The sequence below is a fragment of the Magnetospirillum fulvum genome, from assembly GCF_900108475.1.
GTDB classification, from domain to species: Bacteria; Pseudomonadota; Alphaproteobacteria; order Rhodospirillales; family Magnetospirillaceae; genus Phaeospirillum; species Phaeospirillum fulvum_A.
The window spans coordinates 11,200-26,679 of the sequence record NZ_FNWO01000021.1 but is presented as its reverse complement, the minus strand read 5'-3'; the positions used below and the strand labels follow the sequence as shown (position 1 = coordinate 26,679).

Sequence of the window (15,480 nt, the reverse complement as noted above, 5' to 3'; positions counted from 1 at the left end):
CGGTCAGTTGATAGCGGACAAAGAGCGCCAGACTTTCCAGCAGCACCTGACCATCGCGCTCGATGCGGTCGAGCTGGTCGCTGATGCGGTGAAGACGCAGGCCGAAACGCTCGTCGAGTTCCTGACTGCCGCGGCGATTGAGCCAGGCGGCCAATGCGTCGGCGAGAATGGTCGATTTCGACACCCCCGGTTTGGCCGCCAGCGTTTCCAGCCGGGCACTGAGGTCCGGGTCGAGGAACAATTGATGGCGGATCCTGGTGCGGTTCATCCTCGCCTCCCTCAGAAGCTCGGCAGCAGATCGTCGCCCGGCCCGGCGCCATCGCGGCCTTCGTTGATGGCGTGGGCGCGAACCACCGTGCCGAGGCCGCGCAGGCGGTCCATCGCCCGCTGGTCAGTGAGCAGATCGGAATCGTCATCGACAGGTTCGGGCTCGGGATCAGACCGCGCCGCCACCACGATTCCCTCCTCGGGCAGGCCGGGATGGCGCTGCTGCTGGACGCCGCCTTCGTCCTCGAAGCCCAGCGCAGACTCCTCGGCGGTGGCGAGGCGGACGTGCGGGCCGCGCACCAATCCGCTCCAATCGACGGGACGGGCGGCCGGGCGATCGAGATAGCTGTGCTCGGCCAGCTCCGGTGCGGGCAGCACCCGAGCCGAGAAATTGCGGTCCTGGTAGTAGCGCAGCTTCTTCGCCCGGATCGGAGCAAGGCCGGAAACCAGCACCAGTTCGTCGGCGGGCGGCAATTGCATCACCTCGCCCGGGGTCAGCAGCGGCCGCGCCGTCTCCTGGCGGCTGACCATGACGTGACTGAGCCATGGCGCCAGCCGGTGGCCGACATAGTTGCGCTGGGCACGCAATTCGGTGGCGGTGCCGAGCGCGTCGGAAATCCGCTTGGCGGTGCGCTCGTCATTGCTGGAGAAGGCAATCCGGACATGGCAATTGTCGAGGATCGCGTTGTTCTCGCCATAGGCCTTGGATATCTGGTTGAGGCTTTGGGCGATCAGATAGGCGCGGATGCCGTAGCCGGCCATGAAGGCCAGCGCGGTCTCGAAGAAATCGAGCCGGACCAGCGGCTTGGTCCGCGAGATGTCCGACGGCGAAATCACCAGATAGAGCGACACCGGCCGCTCGGCATCGACCAGATCGGCGATCCGCCAGTCGCAGGCGACGGTGGTCGCGGCAACCACCGGGTCACGATAAAGGCCGAGAAACGACATCGCGGTCGATAGCACGCCGGAGCGCTCGTTCTCGGATTTGTTCAAGACTTCCCGCGCCGCCGACGCCACCACCGGATGGACCTGGGGATGGTCGGGGGTGCCGAGATGGTTGGTCTCCATCATCCGGCGCAGGGTGGTGGCGAAGCCGCGGCGGGGGTCGGACAGGAAGGTGGCGACCCGGGCCAGGGTCTTTTCCTCCTCGGCATACAGCACATGGAGAATCGCGCCGACCAGCAGGGAATGGCTGGTCTTCTCCCAGTGGCTGCGCCGCTCCAGCGCACCTTCGGGATCGACCAGGATGTCGGCGATGTTCTGGACGTCGCGGACCTCGTCGGCGCCCTTGCGGACTTCCAGCAGCGGGTTGTAGCGGGCGGAACGGGGATCGGTCGGATTGAACAGCAGGCAATGCGAGAACCGCCCCCGCCAGCCGGCGGTGAGCTGCCAGTTCTCGCCCTTGATGTCGTGGATCACCGCAGAGCCGGTCCAGGACAGCAGGGTCGGCACCACCAGCCCGACGCCCTTGCCCGAGCGGGTCGGCGCGAACGCCATCACATGCTCGGGGCCGTCATGGCGCAGATAACGGTTGCCCAGTCGGCCAAGAAACACCCCCGCCGAGCGGAACAGCCCGGCCCGCTCCACTTCCCGGGCGGTCGCCCAGCGCGACGAGCCGTAGGTGGTGACCAGCCGGCTCTGCCGCGCCCGCCACAGCGAACCGGCGATCGCGGCGGCGCAGCCCATGAAGCCGCTGGCCCCGGCCAGCATCCCCGCCTTGTCGAAGATGTGCGGCGCATAGGCCTCGTAGGCATACCACCAGGGGAACAACTGCCAGGGGCGATAGACCGGGGTGCCGAAGAGCACCAGCCAGGGCGGGCCGAGCTGGGTCTGATAGCCGAGCATCGCCGCCGCCCATTGGGTCGCCGACCACACCCCGAACAGGGTGATCGCGAAAACGACCAGGATCTGGCCGATCAGCAGCTTAGTGGGGGTCATGGCGGCCTGTCCCGAACCGGTCCGGCACTGTTGCCGGGCGCTTGGGATAAGGGTCAGGCAGAACCCCGGAATCGAAAATCGCCTTTAGCTACGATGATTTACGATCAACCAGACATCCTGCCCCGTGTGCCGGTAACGACCCATCACCGGCTTCGGACAAGACGGAGCCCTTGTCGAACCGGCTCCCATTGATTATCTTCCGGTGTGTCGGAATGTTTTTTCGAGGATCGCCATGCGCGCCAGTCTGCTGACCCCGAGCGAAGCTGCCATCGTCGCCAGCGTCACCGTCCGCGACATCAACCGGGTGATCGACGAGAAAATCCTGCCCGCAGCGCTGTACACCGTGGATGACGGTCGACGCGTGCAACTGGCCGCCTGCCCGCTGGTGGGGTTCTACTTTCGCGCGGCCAAGGCCCTGACCGCCGAAAAGCGCCTGACGTTGATCCACAGCTTCTCCGAACGCATCACCGGCGACATGGCCCGTCACCCGTTCGTCGGCTGGAATAAGGCCAACTGGACCGTCCGCGACGGCTTCCTCTCCGTCACCCTGTCGGACTTCATCGCCGACGCCGATGATCGCTCGACCCGGCTTGAGGCGACGCGGGCGATGGTCGTCGAGGATCCGGGGATCCTGGGTGGCAGTCCGGTGATCCGCGGCACCCGCATCCCGGTCTACGATCTGGTCGCCTCGGTCGCCGCCGGACTTCCTCGTGAGCGGATTTTCGCCGCCTATCCAGGGCTGGACGAAACCGCTCTCGATCTGGCCCTCCTCTATGGCGAAGCCAATCCGGTGCGCGGCCGGCCACGCCGCTTCACAATCCTGCCGCCGGACGCCACCCTCTCCGCCGAGCGCACCGTGCCCCGGCGTCGCCGGGCATGAGGCTACTGATCGACGAATGCTTGAGCGAGGAGCTCGCCAAGCTGGCCCGTGAGCGCGGCCATCTTGAGGCTTCCCATGTCCGTTGGATCGGCAAGGGCGGCGCCAAGGATTGGGAGCTGATGCCGGTGATCCTGGAGGGCGACTGGACCTTCGTCACCAAGAACTCGATCGATTTCCGTGGCCCGGCCAACGCCCCGGGAGGCAGCGGCGAATACGTCGATATCGACCTCCATGCCGGGCTCATTTGCCTCAACGGTCCGGTCGGCATGGATCTCGACATGCAGATGGAACTGTTCGAGGTGGCGCTCGACGACCTCGACACGCAGTCCGATCTGGTCAATCAGGTGCTGGAAATCACCCTGAGCAGCGAGACAGACGCAGATATCCGGATCGTGCGTTACTCGCTACCGGCTGAAGGGTGACAGGCAGCATCGATAACCCAGGCCCGTCCCTCAGGCCCGCCAGGGAATCAGCACGGTGCGGGGCGCTAGTTCCGCCACCACCCGCTCGATGAAGGGACGTTCGTACTGTCCGCGCCGAGCCAGAACGGGATCGGTGGTGCCACTGGCGAGCAGGCTTTGATTGATGATCCAGGCGAAGGGGGCGATCCCGGCCCGGGCCAGATCCTGCTGCAACCGTTCCGCCTCGTGCACCGGGGTGGCCTCAGCCAGGGTGACGATCAGGGCGCGGGTGAAGGCGGGATCACGCAGCCGGGGCAGCAGGCTGCGGACGGCATCGGGCATGTCGGCCTGGGTCCGCAGCACTTCGCGGTGATAGGCCTCGGCGGCGTCGAGCAGCAAGATGGTGTGGCCGGTCGGCGCGGTGTCGAGCACCACGAACTGGTCCCGTCCCTCGTCCACCGTGCGGGCGAAGGCGCGGAACACCGCGATCTCCTCGGTGCAGGGCGAGCGCAGATCCTCTTCCAGCATCGCGCGGCCAGATTCGTCGAGTCCGCTACCCGCCTTGGCCAGCACCTCGTCGCGATAGCGGGCCACCTCCCGTTCCGGATCGATCCGGGTCACGGTCAGTCCCGGCACCGCCTCCGCCACCGCGTCCGCGACATGGGCGGCGGGATCGGTGGTCGACAGCGTCACCCGCAAGCCCCGCCCGGCCAGGGCAACGGCAATCGCGGCGGCGATCGTGGTCTTGCCGACGCCGCCCTTGCCCATCGTCAGGATCACCCCATGACCGGCGGCGGCAAGGTCGCTCACCAGCGAGTCGAGATCGGCGGGCAGTGCCAGGGGCGTTGGTGACGCGACCTCCGGTACCAGGACGGCGTTTGGATGGCTCATCGCCCGCAAGCCCTCCAGGCCGACCGTGCCCTTGGGCAGAAATGGCGTTTCGGTGCGAGGCAGCGCCGCCAGCGCCGCTGGCATGGTGGCGATCGCGTCTGCCCCGCGCGCGCCCATCGCATCGGCGATCGCATCGCCGGGTGCGGCGGCGGTGAACAGACCGTTCAGCGCCAGCCGCAGGTTGCTCACCCCCAGATCGGCCAGTTCGCTCCGAGTCCGCTCGGCTTCGCGCAGGGCGGCGCGTTCGGGGCGGCTGACCAGCACCACATTGGTCATTTCGGGATCGGACAGGTGGGACACGGTGGCGGCATAGAGCGTCTTCTGCGCCTCCAGCCCGGCCAGTGGTCCCAGACACGACGCGCCGCCGGTCGAGGACGCGATGAAGCCGCTCCAGGCCGACGGCAGGGTCAGCAGGCGCAGAGTGTGGCCGGTCGGCGCGGTGTCGAACAGGACATGGTCGAACGCCGCCGTCGCCGCCGCGTCGCCCAGCAGTTTGGCGAATTCGTCGAAGGCGGCGATTTCCACCGTGCAGGCGCCAGAGAACTGCTCCTCCATACTGGCGATGGCGGCATTGGGCAAAATGCCCCGGTAGGGCCCAACCATCCGCTCGCGGTAGACCTGGGCGGCTGCTTCGGGGTCGATGTTCAGCGCGAACAGGCCCGCCACCCCTTGCACCGGGGTCGGGGTCTGGGACAAGCCGGTCCCCAGCACCTCGTCGAGATTCGAGGCCGGATCGGTGCTGACGATCAGCACCCGCTTCCCCGCCTCGGCCAAGGCCAACCCGGTGGCGCAGGACAGTGAGGTCTTGCCAACGCCCCCCTTGCCGGTGAAGAAGGCATAGCGGGTGGTGATTTTCGGTAACGCCATAATCAGCAATCCTCTCAGATCAAAGGCAGGTCCAGGAGGCGCTGCCTCCTGGCGGGGGCGGGCAGAGCCTGCAAGACTTCAGCAGCAGCCCGGTTTGGACCCGCAGCACGACCCGACGGCACGCGGCGCGGCCTCGACGGTCAGACCAAGCTTCGCCGCCAGTTGCAGGCGAGAGAGATACACCCCGGTCGAAACGATCCGACCGTCGAGTACGACGATCGGCAGCCGGTCCATTCCCGCCTCCATCTCCTTGACCACGACAGGATTGGCGGCGAAGGCTTGCGGCTCCTGGCCCAGATTGTAGCGCCGGACCGTGATCCCCTGCTCGTCCACCCATTTCAGATCGGCAGCGAAGGCGACCAGGGCCGGATCGACATCGGGACCACACACGCCGGTCGAGCAGCACATCGCGGGATCATAGATTTCGAGGGTTGTCATGTTCTTCTCCCGGATTCGTACCAGCCTTTGCTGGCGTTGACGATTTTGACCACCGACAGCATCACCGGCACCTCGATCAGCACGCCGACGACGGTGGCGAGCGCCGCCCCCGATTCGAAGCCGAACAGCGAAATCGCCGCGGCGACAGCCAGTTCGAAGAAATTGCTGGCCCCGATCAGTGCCGACGGCCCGGCGACGTTATGGGGCACGCCACATTGGCGGTTAAGCCAGTAAGCCAGACCGGAATTGAAGTAGACCTGGATGGTGATCGGCACCGCCAGCAGCCCAATCACCAGCGGCTGGGCGATGATCTGCTCGCCCTGGAAGCCGAACAGCAGCACCAGCGTCGCCAACAGGGCAGCGAGCGACAGCGGCCCGAGGCGGGCCAGGGTGGCGGACAAAGCCTGCGGCCCCAGCGCCAGCAGCGCCCGCCGCCAGAGTTGCGCCACGATCACCGGCACGACGATGTAGAGGCCGACCGAGATCAGCAGGGTGTCCCACGGCACAGAGATCGCCGACAAACCCAACAGCAGCCCGACCAGCGGCGCGAAGGCGACCACCATGATCAGATCGTTCAACGCCACCTGACTGAGGGTGAAATGCGGCTCGCCCTTGCACAGGTTCGACCAGACGAACACCATCGCGGTGCAGGGTGCGGCGGCCAGCAGGATCAGTCCGGCGATGTAGCTGTCGATCTGCTCGGGCGGCAGATAGGGGCGGAACAGGTGGCTGATGAACACCCAGCCGAGCAGCGCCATCGAGAACGGCTTGACCGCCCAATTGATGAAGAGGGTCACGCCGATGCCGCGCCATTGCTCGCGCACTTGCGAAAGCGCGGCGAAATCGATCTTCAGCAGCATCGGGATAATCATCAACCAGATCAGCCCGGCAACCGGCAGATTGACGCGGGCCACCTCCATGCCCCCGATGGCGTGGAAGGGGGCGGGGAGAAAATGCCCCAGCGCCACCCCGGCGACGATGCAGAGGCCGACCCAGAGGGTGAGGTATCGCTCAAACAGAGTCATTGGCTCAGACCTCCCCTGCCCGCTCCGGCCCCAGCGCGATCAGGCGGCGGACCTTCGCTTCGATCTGGCCATAGATTTCGCGGAACACCGCCAGCCGCTCCGACTCGGTGCCGGTGGCGGCTGCCGGGTCGGGAAAACCGACATGGACCTTCGACGGATGGCCCGGCCAGATCGGGCACATCTCGCCGGCGGCGTTGTCGCAGACGGTGACGACCAGATCCATCTGGGGTGCGTCGGGCACAGCGAACTCGTCCCACGATTTGGAGCGCAAGCCCTCAAGTGCATGGCCGTGTTCCGCCAGCACCGCCAACGTCAGCGGATTGACCGCCCCGTTGGGATGGCTGCCGGCGCTGAACGCCCGCCATTTGCCGTCGCCCAGGGCATTGATCAGAACCTCAGCCAGCACGGAGCGGGCGGAATTGCCGGTGCACAGCACCAGGACGTTGGTGATTTTATCGGTCATCGGAATCGGTTCCCTTGGTCTCAGGCGCTGGTCTTGCCGATGGCATCGAGACGGTTCTGCAACGACAGCCGGTCGAGCGAACGGATCGGTAGCGACGTGAACAAACCGATCCGGGCGTGGAGCGTCCGCATCGTCTCGCCAAAGAACGCGGCCGTTTCCACATCAGATCCCACAAAGGCCGCAGGATCGGGCATCGACCACAGCGCGGTCATCGGCTGCCCCGGCCAAACCGGGCAGACCTCGCCGGCGGCGTTGTCGCAGACGGTGAAGACAAAATCCAAATCGGGCGCGTCGGGCATAGCAAACTCGTCCCAGGATTTCGAGCGCAGGCCCTCGGTCGGATAATTGGTCTTCGCGAGCAGGGTCAGCACCAGCGGATCGACGTGACCCTTGGGATGAGACCCGGCGCTGAACGCCCGGAACCTGCCGCCACCTTCACGGTTCAGAATGCTTTCGGCCATAATGCTGCGCGCTGAATTGCCGGTGCATAAAAACAGGACGGAATAGAGTTTATCGGTCATCGCGATCCCCCTCGGCAGACTGTGGTCACAGGGGCTTGAGGCATCGAACCCAACGCGGCGCGTCCCTGGTCGCACACGACCGCAAGCGGGGCCGCGTTGACCTGGGCCAGCACGCGGGAATCCTCGGCCACGGTCGGGTCGTCACGGAGGGACGCCCCGACCAGCCCGAGGAAGGCCGGCGCATACGGGTTGAGATCGCGTTCAGCCAGCCGGTAATACACCCACTTGCCGTCCCGCCGTTGCTGCAGCAGCCCGGCGATCTTTAACGCCGCCAGATGTTTGGACACGGTGGCGGGCGCCAGGTCCAACACGGTGGTGATCTGGCAAACGCATAATTCGCCGCCTTCCAGCATTTTCAGGATGCGGATGCGGGTGGGGTCGGCCACGGCCTTGGCGACGGTTTCGAAGGTCTCAAGCATGGGAGGAACGCACCCTTCAATTTCTTATATTGGAAAATGATATATCCATGACGGTGCGCGGGCAAGACCGATGACGCAACCTTGCGGAAAATACTCACGACACACTCGGCCCGCCGCGCTGGCGTCCGATGGTCCAGGAGATGTCGTCGCCGCGCAGGATGCCGGAGACCTGCTTGCCGATGTGGCGATCGAGCACCGGCCGCCACGGCACCAGGGTGAACTCGCGGCTTTTCTCGATCAGCGCCGCCTTGCCGCCGGCGAGATCGACGGCGCGACGATAGACGCCCTCGACCGACTGGCCGGACTTGGTCTCGACGAAAGCGAGGCCGAGCTCGTCGGAGAGTTGGCCGGCGACGCGGAGCAATTCGCGCCGGCGCAGCACGTCGAGCAGGTCGGCGCGGAACAGGACGCGGTCGTGGTCGGCACGGGCCAGCCCCTGCTCGATCAGCCATTGCCGCCGCTGGGCCAGGGCGTCACGCACCTCGCGGCCGAAGCCGGCATCGCGCAACGGCTCGGGCGTTGCCGCGACCAGTTCCCGGTCGAGCCAAGTCGGACCGTCAGCGGCAATCTGACGATCCAACGGCAGGGCCGACAGGGTTCGCACCACCACCGGGGCCTCCTGGGCCTGCCGCCGCTCGAACGCCGCCGCCCGGTCGAGATGATCGGGAGCGATGATCCAGGCGCCGTCGGCCTCGCGTTCGACAGCCCCGGTCAGCCGCCGCATCGCCTCCAGTCGGCGGAGATGGGTCTCGACAAACGCTTCGCTGGCAGTGGGGTCATGGCGCAGATGGATATCGATGCCGTACCGCCCACCATGCGCCGCCGCGATCTCGGCGATGGTGCGATCGGCGGGACGGGGCTCGACCGGTCTGGGCTCGAGCCGCAGGATCGCGCCATCGGGGATCGGCTCGGTGGAATCGCCCTTGCCGATCTCGACGTAATGGGTGCGGCCGTCGATCGCATCGACGATCAGGTAATGGCGATCCGTGATCTCATCGGCCAGTCCCCGCGCCACCAGCCGGCCGACGATCGGCCGCGTCGGTGGTGCCGCCGGATCGTGCAGGACGAGATCGGCCCCGGAGCGAGCCAACCCCTTGGCCGTCATCTCGCGGCTCATCGTCTTGAGAATGTCGCCGCGCTCGCCCATCCGGCGCAGGGTGTTCTCGATATCATCGGCCAGCCGCCATCGCCCCGGCGCGACCTCGTCGGCCAGACCGAGCCGCTTCAGCTTTTGCAGACGACCGGCGCGCAGGCTCTGCTGGAAGACATCCTTGTCGGTGGACCAGACCAGCCGGTCGGCATCGACCTCGCGCAGCAGGCGACGATCGATAGAGGTCAGGCGCTCCTGCTCGATGTCGTGCCGCAGCCGGTTCTCGATCTCGAGATCGGAACGGGGGCCAAGGTCGAGGGTCACCAGGTCGGTGGCCCGCTCGCGCAGGCCGGTGGTGATGTATTCCCGGGCGATCACCAGATCCTGGCCCCGATCATCGCGCCCCCGAACGATGATGTGGCTGTGGGGATGACCGGTGTTGTAGTGGTCGACCGCGACCCACTCGAGCCGGGTGCCGAGATCCTGTTCCATCTGCGCCATCAACCGACGGGTCAGCGGCTTCAGATCGTCGTACTGGTCGCCGTCCTCGGGGGCGACGATGAAGCGGAACTGGTGGCGGTCGCCCTCGGCGCGGTCGAGGAAGGGCTTGCCGTCAACCCGGTCCTGCTCGGCGCCATAAAGCTGCCCGGGCGCACCATCGCGGGTCACGCCGTCCCGCTGGATATAGCGCAGATGGGCCTTCGCCCCGGCGATGCCTTTTCCCGCCAGTTTGACGATGCGGGATTTGACGACGACGCGGCGGCTGCGAAAGGCGGCATGTCGATCGCGTGACGACAGCATCCGGCCGATGCCGGCACCGCGTCCGATCTGGCCGCCGTGGAATTTTGACGTCCGAGCGCCCGGACTCTGCCCGCTGGCACGGTTCGCCGCCGCCAGGACCTGATGCAGAAATTTACGGCCGCGCGTTCCGCCCCCAGCCCGGATCTTGCCGAGCTTTGGCTTGAAGTCGTCATCCTGATTCATGGCAGACTCTCCTGCGACTATATAAGAATCAAGGCGTTGGCTGGGTGCCGTCTCGCGACCGTCCGGGGCTATCTCGTGAAATAACGATGTGCAGACAATGACTTGGCGTCTCGACGAGACAGCCCTTTAATCTTGCCTTCCATCAAACCCTGGTTCCCCCTGTCCCATCTGCGCTGTCCTACGCTCTCTTCTCCGGGCCGAGACTCGGACCAAGGGCCGAAAAACCAGCCCGAGGAGGGGCACCCCCCGCCGTCCAGGAACGCCTGTTCGGCGTCCTCGAAGCTGTCGAAATGACACTGCTTCAGCATCGCGCGGACCCGCCGGTTGGCATCAACGAGGCAGGTCGCAACGATGTAACGGCTGCGGAAATAGCCGATGATGCGGACGATTTCGGCGTCGAAATCGTCGCCTTCGCAGCCGTCCCAGGCCCCGAGATTGCGTTCGGCGAAGCGGCTGTCCCAGGCGAAATCGGTGGCTTCCGCGGCGATGATGTCCGCGATGACATCGGCGCCGAATTCCTCGACCAGCGCCGGAAAACGATCGAATTCGGCGTGCGGATGAACGAAGGTCTGCGACATGGCACCCTCCTGAAATGATGTCCTCCTGAGCGAGGACACCTCCCGGGAGCAGCCGGAGACGCGCCGGTCAGGGACGCCGCAGGCGCCGCGTAGCGGGGCGTGGGGCGCGGGACCCGTCGAGCTATAGCTCGACCCTTGAACGCCCCGCCGCCCTGGCCGGAAAGATAATGAGGCCGAGACGAGGCCCCTGCTTCCGCTTGGAGTCCGCCGCTCATTTCTGGCTGCTCGAAGCGGTGGTCAGCGTCACGAACAGGCCCCCCGATGGCGGCGTCAATATCCCCATGGTGGCGGCGTGCAACGGAACGAACAGACGGGGCCCCGAAAGCGGCACCGATCGGTTTTCGACGATGGTGGCAAGGTAAATCCGGGTCTCGGCGGGCAAGGGTCGGCCGCGCAAACTCTGCTCGTATCGCCCCGGCCCGGCATTGTAGGCGGCGAACATCCCGGTCGGACCGAAGCGGTCGAACATCGCCCGTAGATAGGCGGTGCCGGCCAGGATGTTGTCGCGCGGATCGGCCGGATCGGGACCAAGACCGTGGGCATCGCGCATCTCGCGATAGGTGTCAGGCATCAACTGCATCAGCCCGATCGCCCCGGCGCGCGAGGTAATCGGACGGCCAACGCGCTCGGCCCGGCCTCCGCTTTCTGCCCGGATCACCGAGCGGATCCACGCTTCCGGGATGGCGAAGCGGCGTGACGCTTCGGCGATGTCAGCGTCCCAGCGATCCAGTTCGGATGCGGCCGAATCGGTCGGCACCAGAACCAGGGCGAGGAGAGTAGCGAGGGTCATTCGGTCCATAGCGGCACCAGGAGTCCGAGGACGTTGGAACGCGGGATCGGCCCGAAATAGCGCCCGTCGAAAGATTCGGCGACATCGCCGGTCAGCAGGAAAACCATGTCCGCATCGAGACGACGGCACCCGGTCCAACGCGGCATAGGACGGTCCCAGCGATCCTGGCGCAGACGAAGGACGACCGGCTGGCCGTTGACGAGAATGGTGTCACCCTCGGCGCAGATCAGGTCGCCACTGACCCCACCGACCGTCTTCACCAGCGGCACGGTTTCCGGCAGATAGCCTCGTTCCGCCGCCAGTCGGCGCATCGGATCGGGCAGGCGGACCAGCACCCTGTCACCACGATGAATCGGCGAGGACGGCATCAGCCGATACAAGCCGATCGGGGCACTGGCGGTATTGTTCCACACCAGCCCGGGCGCCGCTCGGCCGAGTTCGGCGAGGCCGAGGCAGACGAGCCCGGCCAAGGCCAGGGCGAGGATGCGACGCGGGCGGGACCGCCCGCGCTGGCGCCCCCCGATACGAAACAGCCGGGGGCCAATCATCGCCGTGTCCCCCGGATTCCGGCATCAGAGGTCGAGGCCTTGCCGTGGCCGCGCGACCAATCGTCAAGGTCGTCGATGTGGTAACGGACATAGCGGCCGTGCTTGCGAAAGCGCGGTCCGTCGCCGGTGGTGCGCATCTTTTCCAGCGTCCGCCGCGACAGGCCGATGTAATGGGCGGCTTGGTCGGTGTTGAGAAACGGGCTGCCTTTGCGGGCGTTGGCAGCTCGAAGAATCTCGTCATCCATCGCGTTTCCTCCTTGAATCTGGGTCCCGGCGGCGACGGCGCAGGTCGCCTGATCCGGGGCAAGGATGGACGTGATGGGACGGCGGGCGGGACGCTCGAAAACCGGCCCCCCTGGTTTTCGATCCCCCACCGAACCACCGGAAAAGCCCCGCCACGGCGATCCGCGGCGGGGCTGTTTGGGGGGCTTACCGGTCGCGCGGCTCCCAGAGGGCGATGTGAGTGATGCCCTCGTCGGTGGGGCGTTCGAGCTTGACCAGCCGGGCCCGGACCCAGTTCGGACCGAATTCCGGAGCACCTATCTTGAGGTTCAGATAGGTCTCGCCGCTCGACTTGGCGACCTGGCTCCAGGCGGCACCGACCTCGTAACGCTGGCCGGCATAGACCCGGTGATCGGGGGCGTGCTCGGAGACTTTCTCAGTCGGAACGATGGTCAGCGCCGCGGTGATGTTGAGGGTCTTGAGGGTGCCGGTGAAGCTGCCGTCGTCGAGCTTGGTGAAGGTGCCGAGGGTGATGGCCATGATCGTTCTCCTTGCCGGTGTGTCGCAGGACCGTCCTTGCGATGGCTCGCGCCAGGAGACCGCCAGCCGCCCCCGCCCACCGCGCCGTGGCGCGGCCGGACCGCAGGGGAGGACCGGGGAGACGGGAGAATTTGCAGCGCAGCGGCCGCGAGGAGGCCGGCGTGCCGGCCGGGGAAATTCTTCCGGCGGACCGGTTGGACGGGGGCGGCGCGGGATCCAGCGCTTGGAGAGACATGCAAGGGACGGCCTCGCGCATACCGGAGCCGAGGAGGCAATGGCCCGTCGCCACCGCCTTCATCCCAGGCATGATGGAGGGGGAAACCGGCATCCGGGACCCGGGGCAACCGCCCGTCTCCCCTTTCCGGCCGAGGGTCACAGCGACCGCCCGAGATCACTTGTCGTCATGGGCAATGCGGGGACAGAGACGCTGGGCCAGGATGCTCATGAACCAGGCGAGCCGTCTGATCCGTGCTGTCGGCGCGCCGAGAATCGAACCATGGGCGACGGCCTGGGCATCAGAAACGAACGCCAGATGAGGGATAAATCCTTCGAAGCCGGGAGAGAAACCCGCGCCGATAGGCCCCCATCATCCCCTGGAAATCGGCATGGCGGTGCGGTCTGGAATCGATGCCGCGATCGAAATCACGGCCGGGTTCGAAGCCGGAAATACCGTCCAGTTTGGCCGCCAGCGGGCTACTTTTGCGTCAGGGATTGAAGCCCGAAGGGCCGAGACGCCGCAGGGCGGCTCGGTTTACGAAAGCCCGGCGCGGGAGTTTTTCCACGCGGACGCCATCATTAATATGGACGTATCTCCATGATTTTCCCCCATGGAGACCCTTCGTCTACAGCCGGATTGCGCTCATGTCCGACATCCGTGAGCGTTGGAATTCGTTCCGAAAGCTGACAGCGTATAGTGCTGACGCCCTTCGGCTGATACGGGCGCGTCCGCCGGGGCCGCCGACTTGACATGCCCGCGTCACCGATGGAATCGCGGCGTCCAGCTCTCCTCGATTTCCTCCTCCTCGTCGATTTCCTCCAATGCGTCCGGCTCGATGAACAGCAGCGTCACCTGATACCCACCCTTTAGACGCATGGTCTGTTCCAGAACCTTCGGCACCCGCCCCGCGTCACGGGGATCCAGCCAAGTCCGGCCGTCCACTTCGCTCCATTCCGACGCCACCCGTAGCGGCGTGGCGGGGGCCTTGAGCGATGCGCAGCCCGCTGGCAGCGGGTACCCCTTCCCCACGCCAAGCCGGGGAAATCCCTTTGTCGGACGCGGGTAGCGGATGGTCCCGTCATGAGAGAACACGAACGCGCAGGTGTCATCAGTCAGTTCGATGTAGCGGTTCGCCGTCGCCTCCAAACTGGTCTTGTACCGTTGCTTCAACTCCTGGACGTGCGTGACATCCGCGTCGCCAAGGCGCTGAAGATCGGCGCGAAACCACCGGGCGGGCATGAGGATTCCGGCCGCGAACTCGTTCGCCTCCGATTCCTTGCGCTGATCGGGGGTTTCGATCCGGCGCTCCCGCATCGCGGCGCTCGTGCACCGCTGATCTCCCTTGTGGGACGGAATCAGGAAATGACCCAGCTCATGTGCGATCGTGAACCGTCGCCGCCCCGGATCGGTACCGGCCTTGTACAGGATCACACCCTGCAGCTTGTCCGGATCGGTCGTCAGGGCGCCCTCGAATCCGTCTGCCTCCAGTTCCTTGATGTCGATGATGTTGACCGATCGGGCCAGATCCTCGATTGGCACGGGTGGCGTCCAGGATTCGTGGTGTTTCAGGATGCAGGCGACGATCTTTAGCGGCGATCCGCAGTCGGCTAGGTCCATCAACAGCGCGTCGTTCATTTCTTGTCCTTTTCCCCCAAACGCTCCGCCACGGTGCGTAGCGTTTCCCAATCCTTGTTCGACAGCTTGCCGTCAAACTCCCGGAAGAACTGGAGGGACGCGGCCCCTTCTGCAGCCTTGGCGTCATCCGCCAAGAACTCCACCGTCACCAGGAAATGCTCCGCCAACTTCTTCAGGAGTTCAAGTCCGGGGTTGGTGCTAGTGCCACGCTCAAGCTCCCAGATGTGCGCCTTCGAGACACCGACGGCATCACCGACCTGCTGGAGTGACTCCCCTTTCCGAAGCCGCAAGTCCTTCAGTTTGGATGCCAATGACATGTTCACCCTCCGGTGGTTGATTGCTAGCGCCAAAACGCCGGTAGCCTTTAAACATGGAGCGACGTTCTGTCAATCGAACAGCTTCCACGTTTGCGTTCACAGGAGTTGACAATGGCCGTTTTGTTCACTATATCATACACCATAACGTCATACGTTTGTTGATGCAGACGAAAGGAACGAGGCTATGTCCGGAAAGAACCAGCACGTGGTGCCTCACGGTGACGATTGGGCCGTTCGTGGCGCCGGCAACAGCCGGGTCACATCAGTCCACGAGACCCAGCGCGAGGCCATCGAGCGCGGTCGCGAGATCGCGCAAAACCAAGGGTCGGAGTTGCTGATCCACGGCGAGAACGGTCGCATCCGTGAGCGCGACAGCCATGGTCACGACCCCTTTCCGCCGAAAGGCTGAATCGAATGGGCCGCGTTCCGGGATAGGAACGCGGCCTTTC

At 65.7% G+C, this 15,480-nt stretch carries 20 protein-coding genes; 4 read left to right on the top strand and 16 right to left on the bottom strand.

All coding sequences use genetic code 11. The annotated features are described in order from the left end of the window. Together BLW40_RS16635 and BLW40_RS16630 are read right to left on the bottom strand one after the other, a co-directional pair. A partial coding sequence (locus tag BLW40_RS16635; RefSeq protein ID WP_074770649.1) for a ribbon-helix-helix protein, CopG family occupies nucleotides 1-268 on the bottom strand: 268 nt, incomplete at its 3' end. Between the two features lie 11 nt (nucleotides 269-279). Next, a complete protein-coding gene (locus BLW40_RS16630) occupies nucleotides 280-2,205 on the bottom strand; it encodes a conjugal transfer protein TraG (protein ID WP_074768545.1) in 1,926 nt (641 codons plus the stop codon). 232 nt (nucleotides 2,206-2,437) lie between these two features. Here BLW40_RS16630 and BLW40_RS16625 point away from each other — a divergent pair, with 232 nt between their 5' ends. Both BLW40_RS16625 and BLW40_RS16620 read left to right on the top strand, forming a co-directional pair. Continuing rightward, nucleotides 2,438-3,085 (top strand): DUF433 domain-containing protein, encoded by a 648-nt coding sequence (locus BLW40_RS16625; RefSeq protein WP_074768547.1) that lies wholly within the window; start codon nucleotides 2,438-2,440, stop codon nucleotides 3,083-3,085. Further along, nucleotides 3,082-3,507 (top strand): DUF5615 family PIN-like protein, encoded by a 426-nt coding sequence (locus BLW40_RS16620; protein ID WP_074768549.1) that lies wholly within the window; start codon nucleotides 3,082-3,084, stop codon nucleotides 3,505-3,507. The genes BLW40_RS16625 and BLW40_RS16620 overlap by 4 nt, the downstream gene beginning before the upstream one ends. Before the next feature lie 30 nt (nucleotides 3,508-3,537). Here the strand turns inward: BLW40_RS16620 and arsA are convergent, their stop codons facing one another. The 12 genes from arsA to BLW40_RS16560 form a co-directional block, all read right to left on the bottom strand. Continuing rightward, on the bottom strand, nucleotides 3,538-5,244 hold the full coding sequence (gene arsA, locus BLW40_RS16615; protein WP_074770647.1) for an arsenical pump-driving ATPase: 1,707 nt from the start codon (nucleotides 5,242-5,244) through the stop codon (nucleotides 3,538-3,540). A 78-nt stretch (nucleotides 5,245-5,322) separates the two neighbouring features. Beyond that, a complete protein-coding gene (gene arsD, locus BLW40_RS16610; protein ID WP_074770645.1) occupies nucleotides 5,323-5,682 on the bottom strand; it encodes an arsenite efflux transporter metallochaperone ArsD in 360 nt (119 codons plus the stop codon). Continuing rightward, a complete protein-coding gene (gene arsB, locus BLW40_RS16605; RefSeq protein WP_074770643.1) occupies nucleotides 5,679-6,707 on the bottom strand; it encodes an ACR3 family arsenite efflux transporter in 1,029 nt (342 codons plus the stop codon). Before arsB ends, arsD begins: the two co-directional genes overlap by 4 nt. A gap of 4 nt (nucleotides 6,708-6,711) precedes the next feature. Further along, nucleotides 6,712-7,170, bottom strand: coding sequence for an arsenate reductase ArsC (locus tag BLW40_RS16600; protein WP_074770641.1), 459 nt, complete (start codon nucleotides 7,168-7,170; stop codon nucleotides 6,712-6,714). Between the two features lie 20 nt (nucleotides 7,171-7,190). Then, nucleotides 7,191-7,691 carry an arsenate reductase ArsC gene (locus tag BLW40_RS17735; RefSeq protein ID WP_074770639.1) on the bottom strand — a complete coding sequence of 167 codons (501 nt, stop codon included), beginning with the start codon at nucleotides 7,689-7,691 and terminating at the stop codon, nucleotides 7,191-7,193. Then, entirely contained in the window at nucleotides 7,688-8,110 is a 423-nt protein-coding gene (locus BLW40_RS17730; RefSeq protein WP_074770637.1) for an ArsR/SmtB family transcription factor, read from the bottom strand. The genes BLW40_RS17735 and BLW40_RS17730 overlap by 4 nt, the downstream gene beginning before the upstream one ends. 94 nt (nucleotides 8,111-8,204) lie before the next feature. Further along, on the bottom strand, nucleotides 8,205-10,184 hold the full coding sequence (rlxS, locus tag BLW40_RS16585; RefSeq protein ID WP_074770635.1) for a relaxase/mobilization nuclease RlxS: 1,980 nt from the start codon (nucleotides 10,182-10,184) through the stop codon (nucleotides 8,205-8,207). Nucleotides 10,185-10,252: 68 nt separating this feature from the next. Further along, the gene (locus BLW40_RS16580; RefSeq protein ID WP_244511239.1) at nucleotides 10,253-10,762 is read right to left on the bottom strand and encodes a hypothetical protein; all 510 of its coding nucleotides are present in this window, start codon (nucleotides 10,760-10,762) and stop codon (nucleotides 10,253-10,255) included. Between the two features lie 211 nt (nucleotides 10,763-10,973). Beyond that, on the bottom strand, nucleotides 10,974-11,552 hold the full coding sequence (locus BLW40_RS16575; RefSeq protein WP_074770651.1) for a lytic transglycosylase domain-containing protein: 579 nt from the start codon (nucleotides 11,550-11,552) through the stop codon (nucleotides 10,974-10,976). Beyond that, a complete protein-coding gene (gene traF, locus BLW40_RS16570; RefSeq protein ID WP_074770633.1) occupies nucleotides 11,549-12,100 on the bottom strand; it encodes a conjugative transfer signal peptidase TraF in 552 nt (183 codons plus the stop codon). The genes BLW40_RS16575 and traF overlap by 4 nt, the downstream gene beginning before the upstream one ends. Then, nucleotides 12,097-12,345, bottom strand: a complete 249-nt coding sequence (locus BLW40_RS16565; protein ID WP_002729964.1) for a helix-turn-helix transcriptional regulator — start codon at nucleotides 12,343-12,345, stop codon at nucleotides 12,097-12,099. Before BLW40_RS16565 ends, traF begins: the two co-directional genes overlap by 4 nt. A gap of 184 nt (nucleotides 12,346-12,529) precedes the next feature. Continuing rightward, entirely contained in the window at nucleotides 12,530-12,862 is a 333-nt protein-coding gene (locus BLW40_RS16560; protein ID WP_002729966.1) for a DUF736 domain-containing protein, read from the bottom strand. A 605-nt stretch (nucleotides 12,863-13,467) separates the two neighbouring features. On the opposite strand from BLW40_RS16560, the gene BLW40_RS16550 reads away from it, so the two are divergent. Next, complete coding sequence (locus BLW40_RS16550) at nucleotides 13,468-13,680, top strand: hypothetical protein (RefSeq protein WP_074770629.1); 213 nt, start codon at nucleotides 13,468-13,470, stop codon at nucleotides 13,678-13,680. A gap of 158 nt (nucleotides 13,681-13,838) precedes the next feature. Here the strand turns inward: BLW40_RS16550 and BLW40_RS16545 are convergent, their stop codons facing one another. Both BLW40_RS16545 and BLW40_RS16540 read right to left on the bottom strand, forming a co-directional pair. Beyond that, a complete protein-coding gene (locus BLW40_RS16545; protein ID WP_074770627.1) occupies nucleotides 13,839-14,714 on the bottom strand; it encodes an ImmA/IrrE family metallo-endopeptidase in 876 nt (291 codons plus the stop codon). Then, nucleotides 14,711-15,031 carry a helix-turn-helix domain-containing protein gene (locus tag BLW40_RS16540; RefSeq protein ID WP_074770625.1) on the bottom strand — a complete coding sequence of 107 codons (321 nt, stop codon included), beginning with the start codon at nucleotides 15,029-15,031 and terminating at the stop codon, nucleotides 14,711-14,713. The genes BLW40_RS16545 and BLW40_RS16540 overlap by 4 nt, the downstream gene beginning before the upstream one ends. Nucleotides 15,032-15,215: 184 nt before the next feature. Here BLW40_RS16540 and BLW40_RS16535 point away from each other — a divergent pair, with 184 nt between their 5' ends. Next, nucleotides 15,216-15,440 (top strand): DUF2188 domain-containing protein, encoded by a 225-nt coding sequence (locus BLW40_RS16535; protein WP_074770623.1) that lies wholly within the window; start codon nucleotides 15,216-15,218, stop codon nucleotides 15,438-15,440. Nucleotides 15,441-15,480 lie beyond the last annotated feature (40 nt).

Coding starts and splice junctions, on each gene's coding strand:
- BLW40_RS16630 (WP_074768545.1), bottom strand. CDS start 2,205: ATGACCCCCACTAAGCTGCTGATCGGCCAGATCCTGGTCGTTTTCGCG.
- BLW40_RS16625 (WP_074768547.1), top strand. CDS start 2,438: ATGCGCGCCAGTCTGCTGACCCCGAGCGAAGCTGCCATCGTCGCCAGC.
- BLW40_RS16620 (WP_074768549.1), top strand. CDS start 3,082: ATGAGGCTACTGATCGACGAATGCTTGAGCGAGGAGCTCGCCAAGCTG.
- arsA (WP_074770647.1), bottom strand. CDS start 5,244: ATGGCGTTACCGAAAATCACCACCCGCTATGCCTTCTTCACCGGCAAG.
- arsD (WP_074770645.1), bottom strand. CDS start 5,682: ATGACAACCCTCGAAATCTATGATCCCGCGATGTGCTGCTCGACCGGC.
- arsB (WP_074770643.1), bottom strand. CDS start 6,707: ATGACTCTGTTTGAGCGATACCTCACCCTCTGGGTCGGCCTCTGCATC.
- BLW40_RS16600 (WP_074770641.1), bottom strand. CDS start 7,170: ATGACCGATAAAATCACCAACGTCCTGGTGCTGTGCACCGGCAATTCC.
- BLW40_RS17735 (WP_074770639.1), bottom strand. CDS start 7,691: ATGACCGATAAACTCTATTCCGTCCTGTTTTTATGCACCGGCAATTCA.
- BLW40_RS17730 (WP_074770637.1), bottom strand. CDS start 8,110: ATGCTTGAGACCTTCGAAACCGTCGCCAAGGCCGTGGCCGACCCCACC.
- rlxS (WP_074770635.1), bottom strand. CDS start 10,184: ATGAATCAGGATGACGACTTCAAGCCAAAGCTCGGCAAGATCCGGGCT.
- BLW40_RS16580 (WP_244511239.1), bottom strand. CDS start 10,762: ATGTCGCAGACCTTCGTTCATCCGCACGCCGAATTCGATCGTTTTCCG.
- BLW40_RS16575 (WP_074770651.1), bottom strand. CDS start 11,552: ATGACCCTCGCTACTCTCCTCGCCCTGGTTCTGGTGCCGACCGATTCG.
- traF (WP_074770633.1), bottom strand. CDS start 12,100: ATGATTGGCCCCCGGCTGTTTCGTATCGGGGGGCGCCAGCGCGGGCGG.
- BLW40_RS16565 (WP_002729964.1), bottom strand. CDS start 12,345: ATGGATGACGAGATTCTTCGAGCTGCCAACGCCCGCAAAGGCAGCCCG.
- BLW40_RS16560 (WP_002729966.1), bottom strand. CDS start 12,862: ATGGCCATCACCCTCGGCACCTTCACCAAGCTCGACGACGGCAGCTTC.
- BLW40_RS16550 (WP_074770629.1), top strand. CDS start 13,468: ATGGCGGTGCGGTCTGGAATCGATGCCGCGATCGAAATCACGGCCGGG.
- BLW40_RS16545 (WP_074770627.1), bottom strand. CDS start 14,714: ATGAACGACGCGCTGTTGATGGACCTAGCCGACTGCGGATCGCCGCTA.
- BLW40_RS16540 (WP_074770625.1), bottom strand. CDS start 15,031: ATGTCATTGGCATCCAAACTGAAGGACTTGCGGCTTCGGAAAGGGGAG.
- BLW40_RS16535 (WP_074770623.1), top strand. CDS start 15,216: ATGTCCGGAAAGAACCAGCACGTGGTGCCTCACGGTGACGATTGGGCC.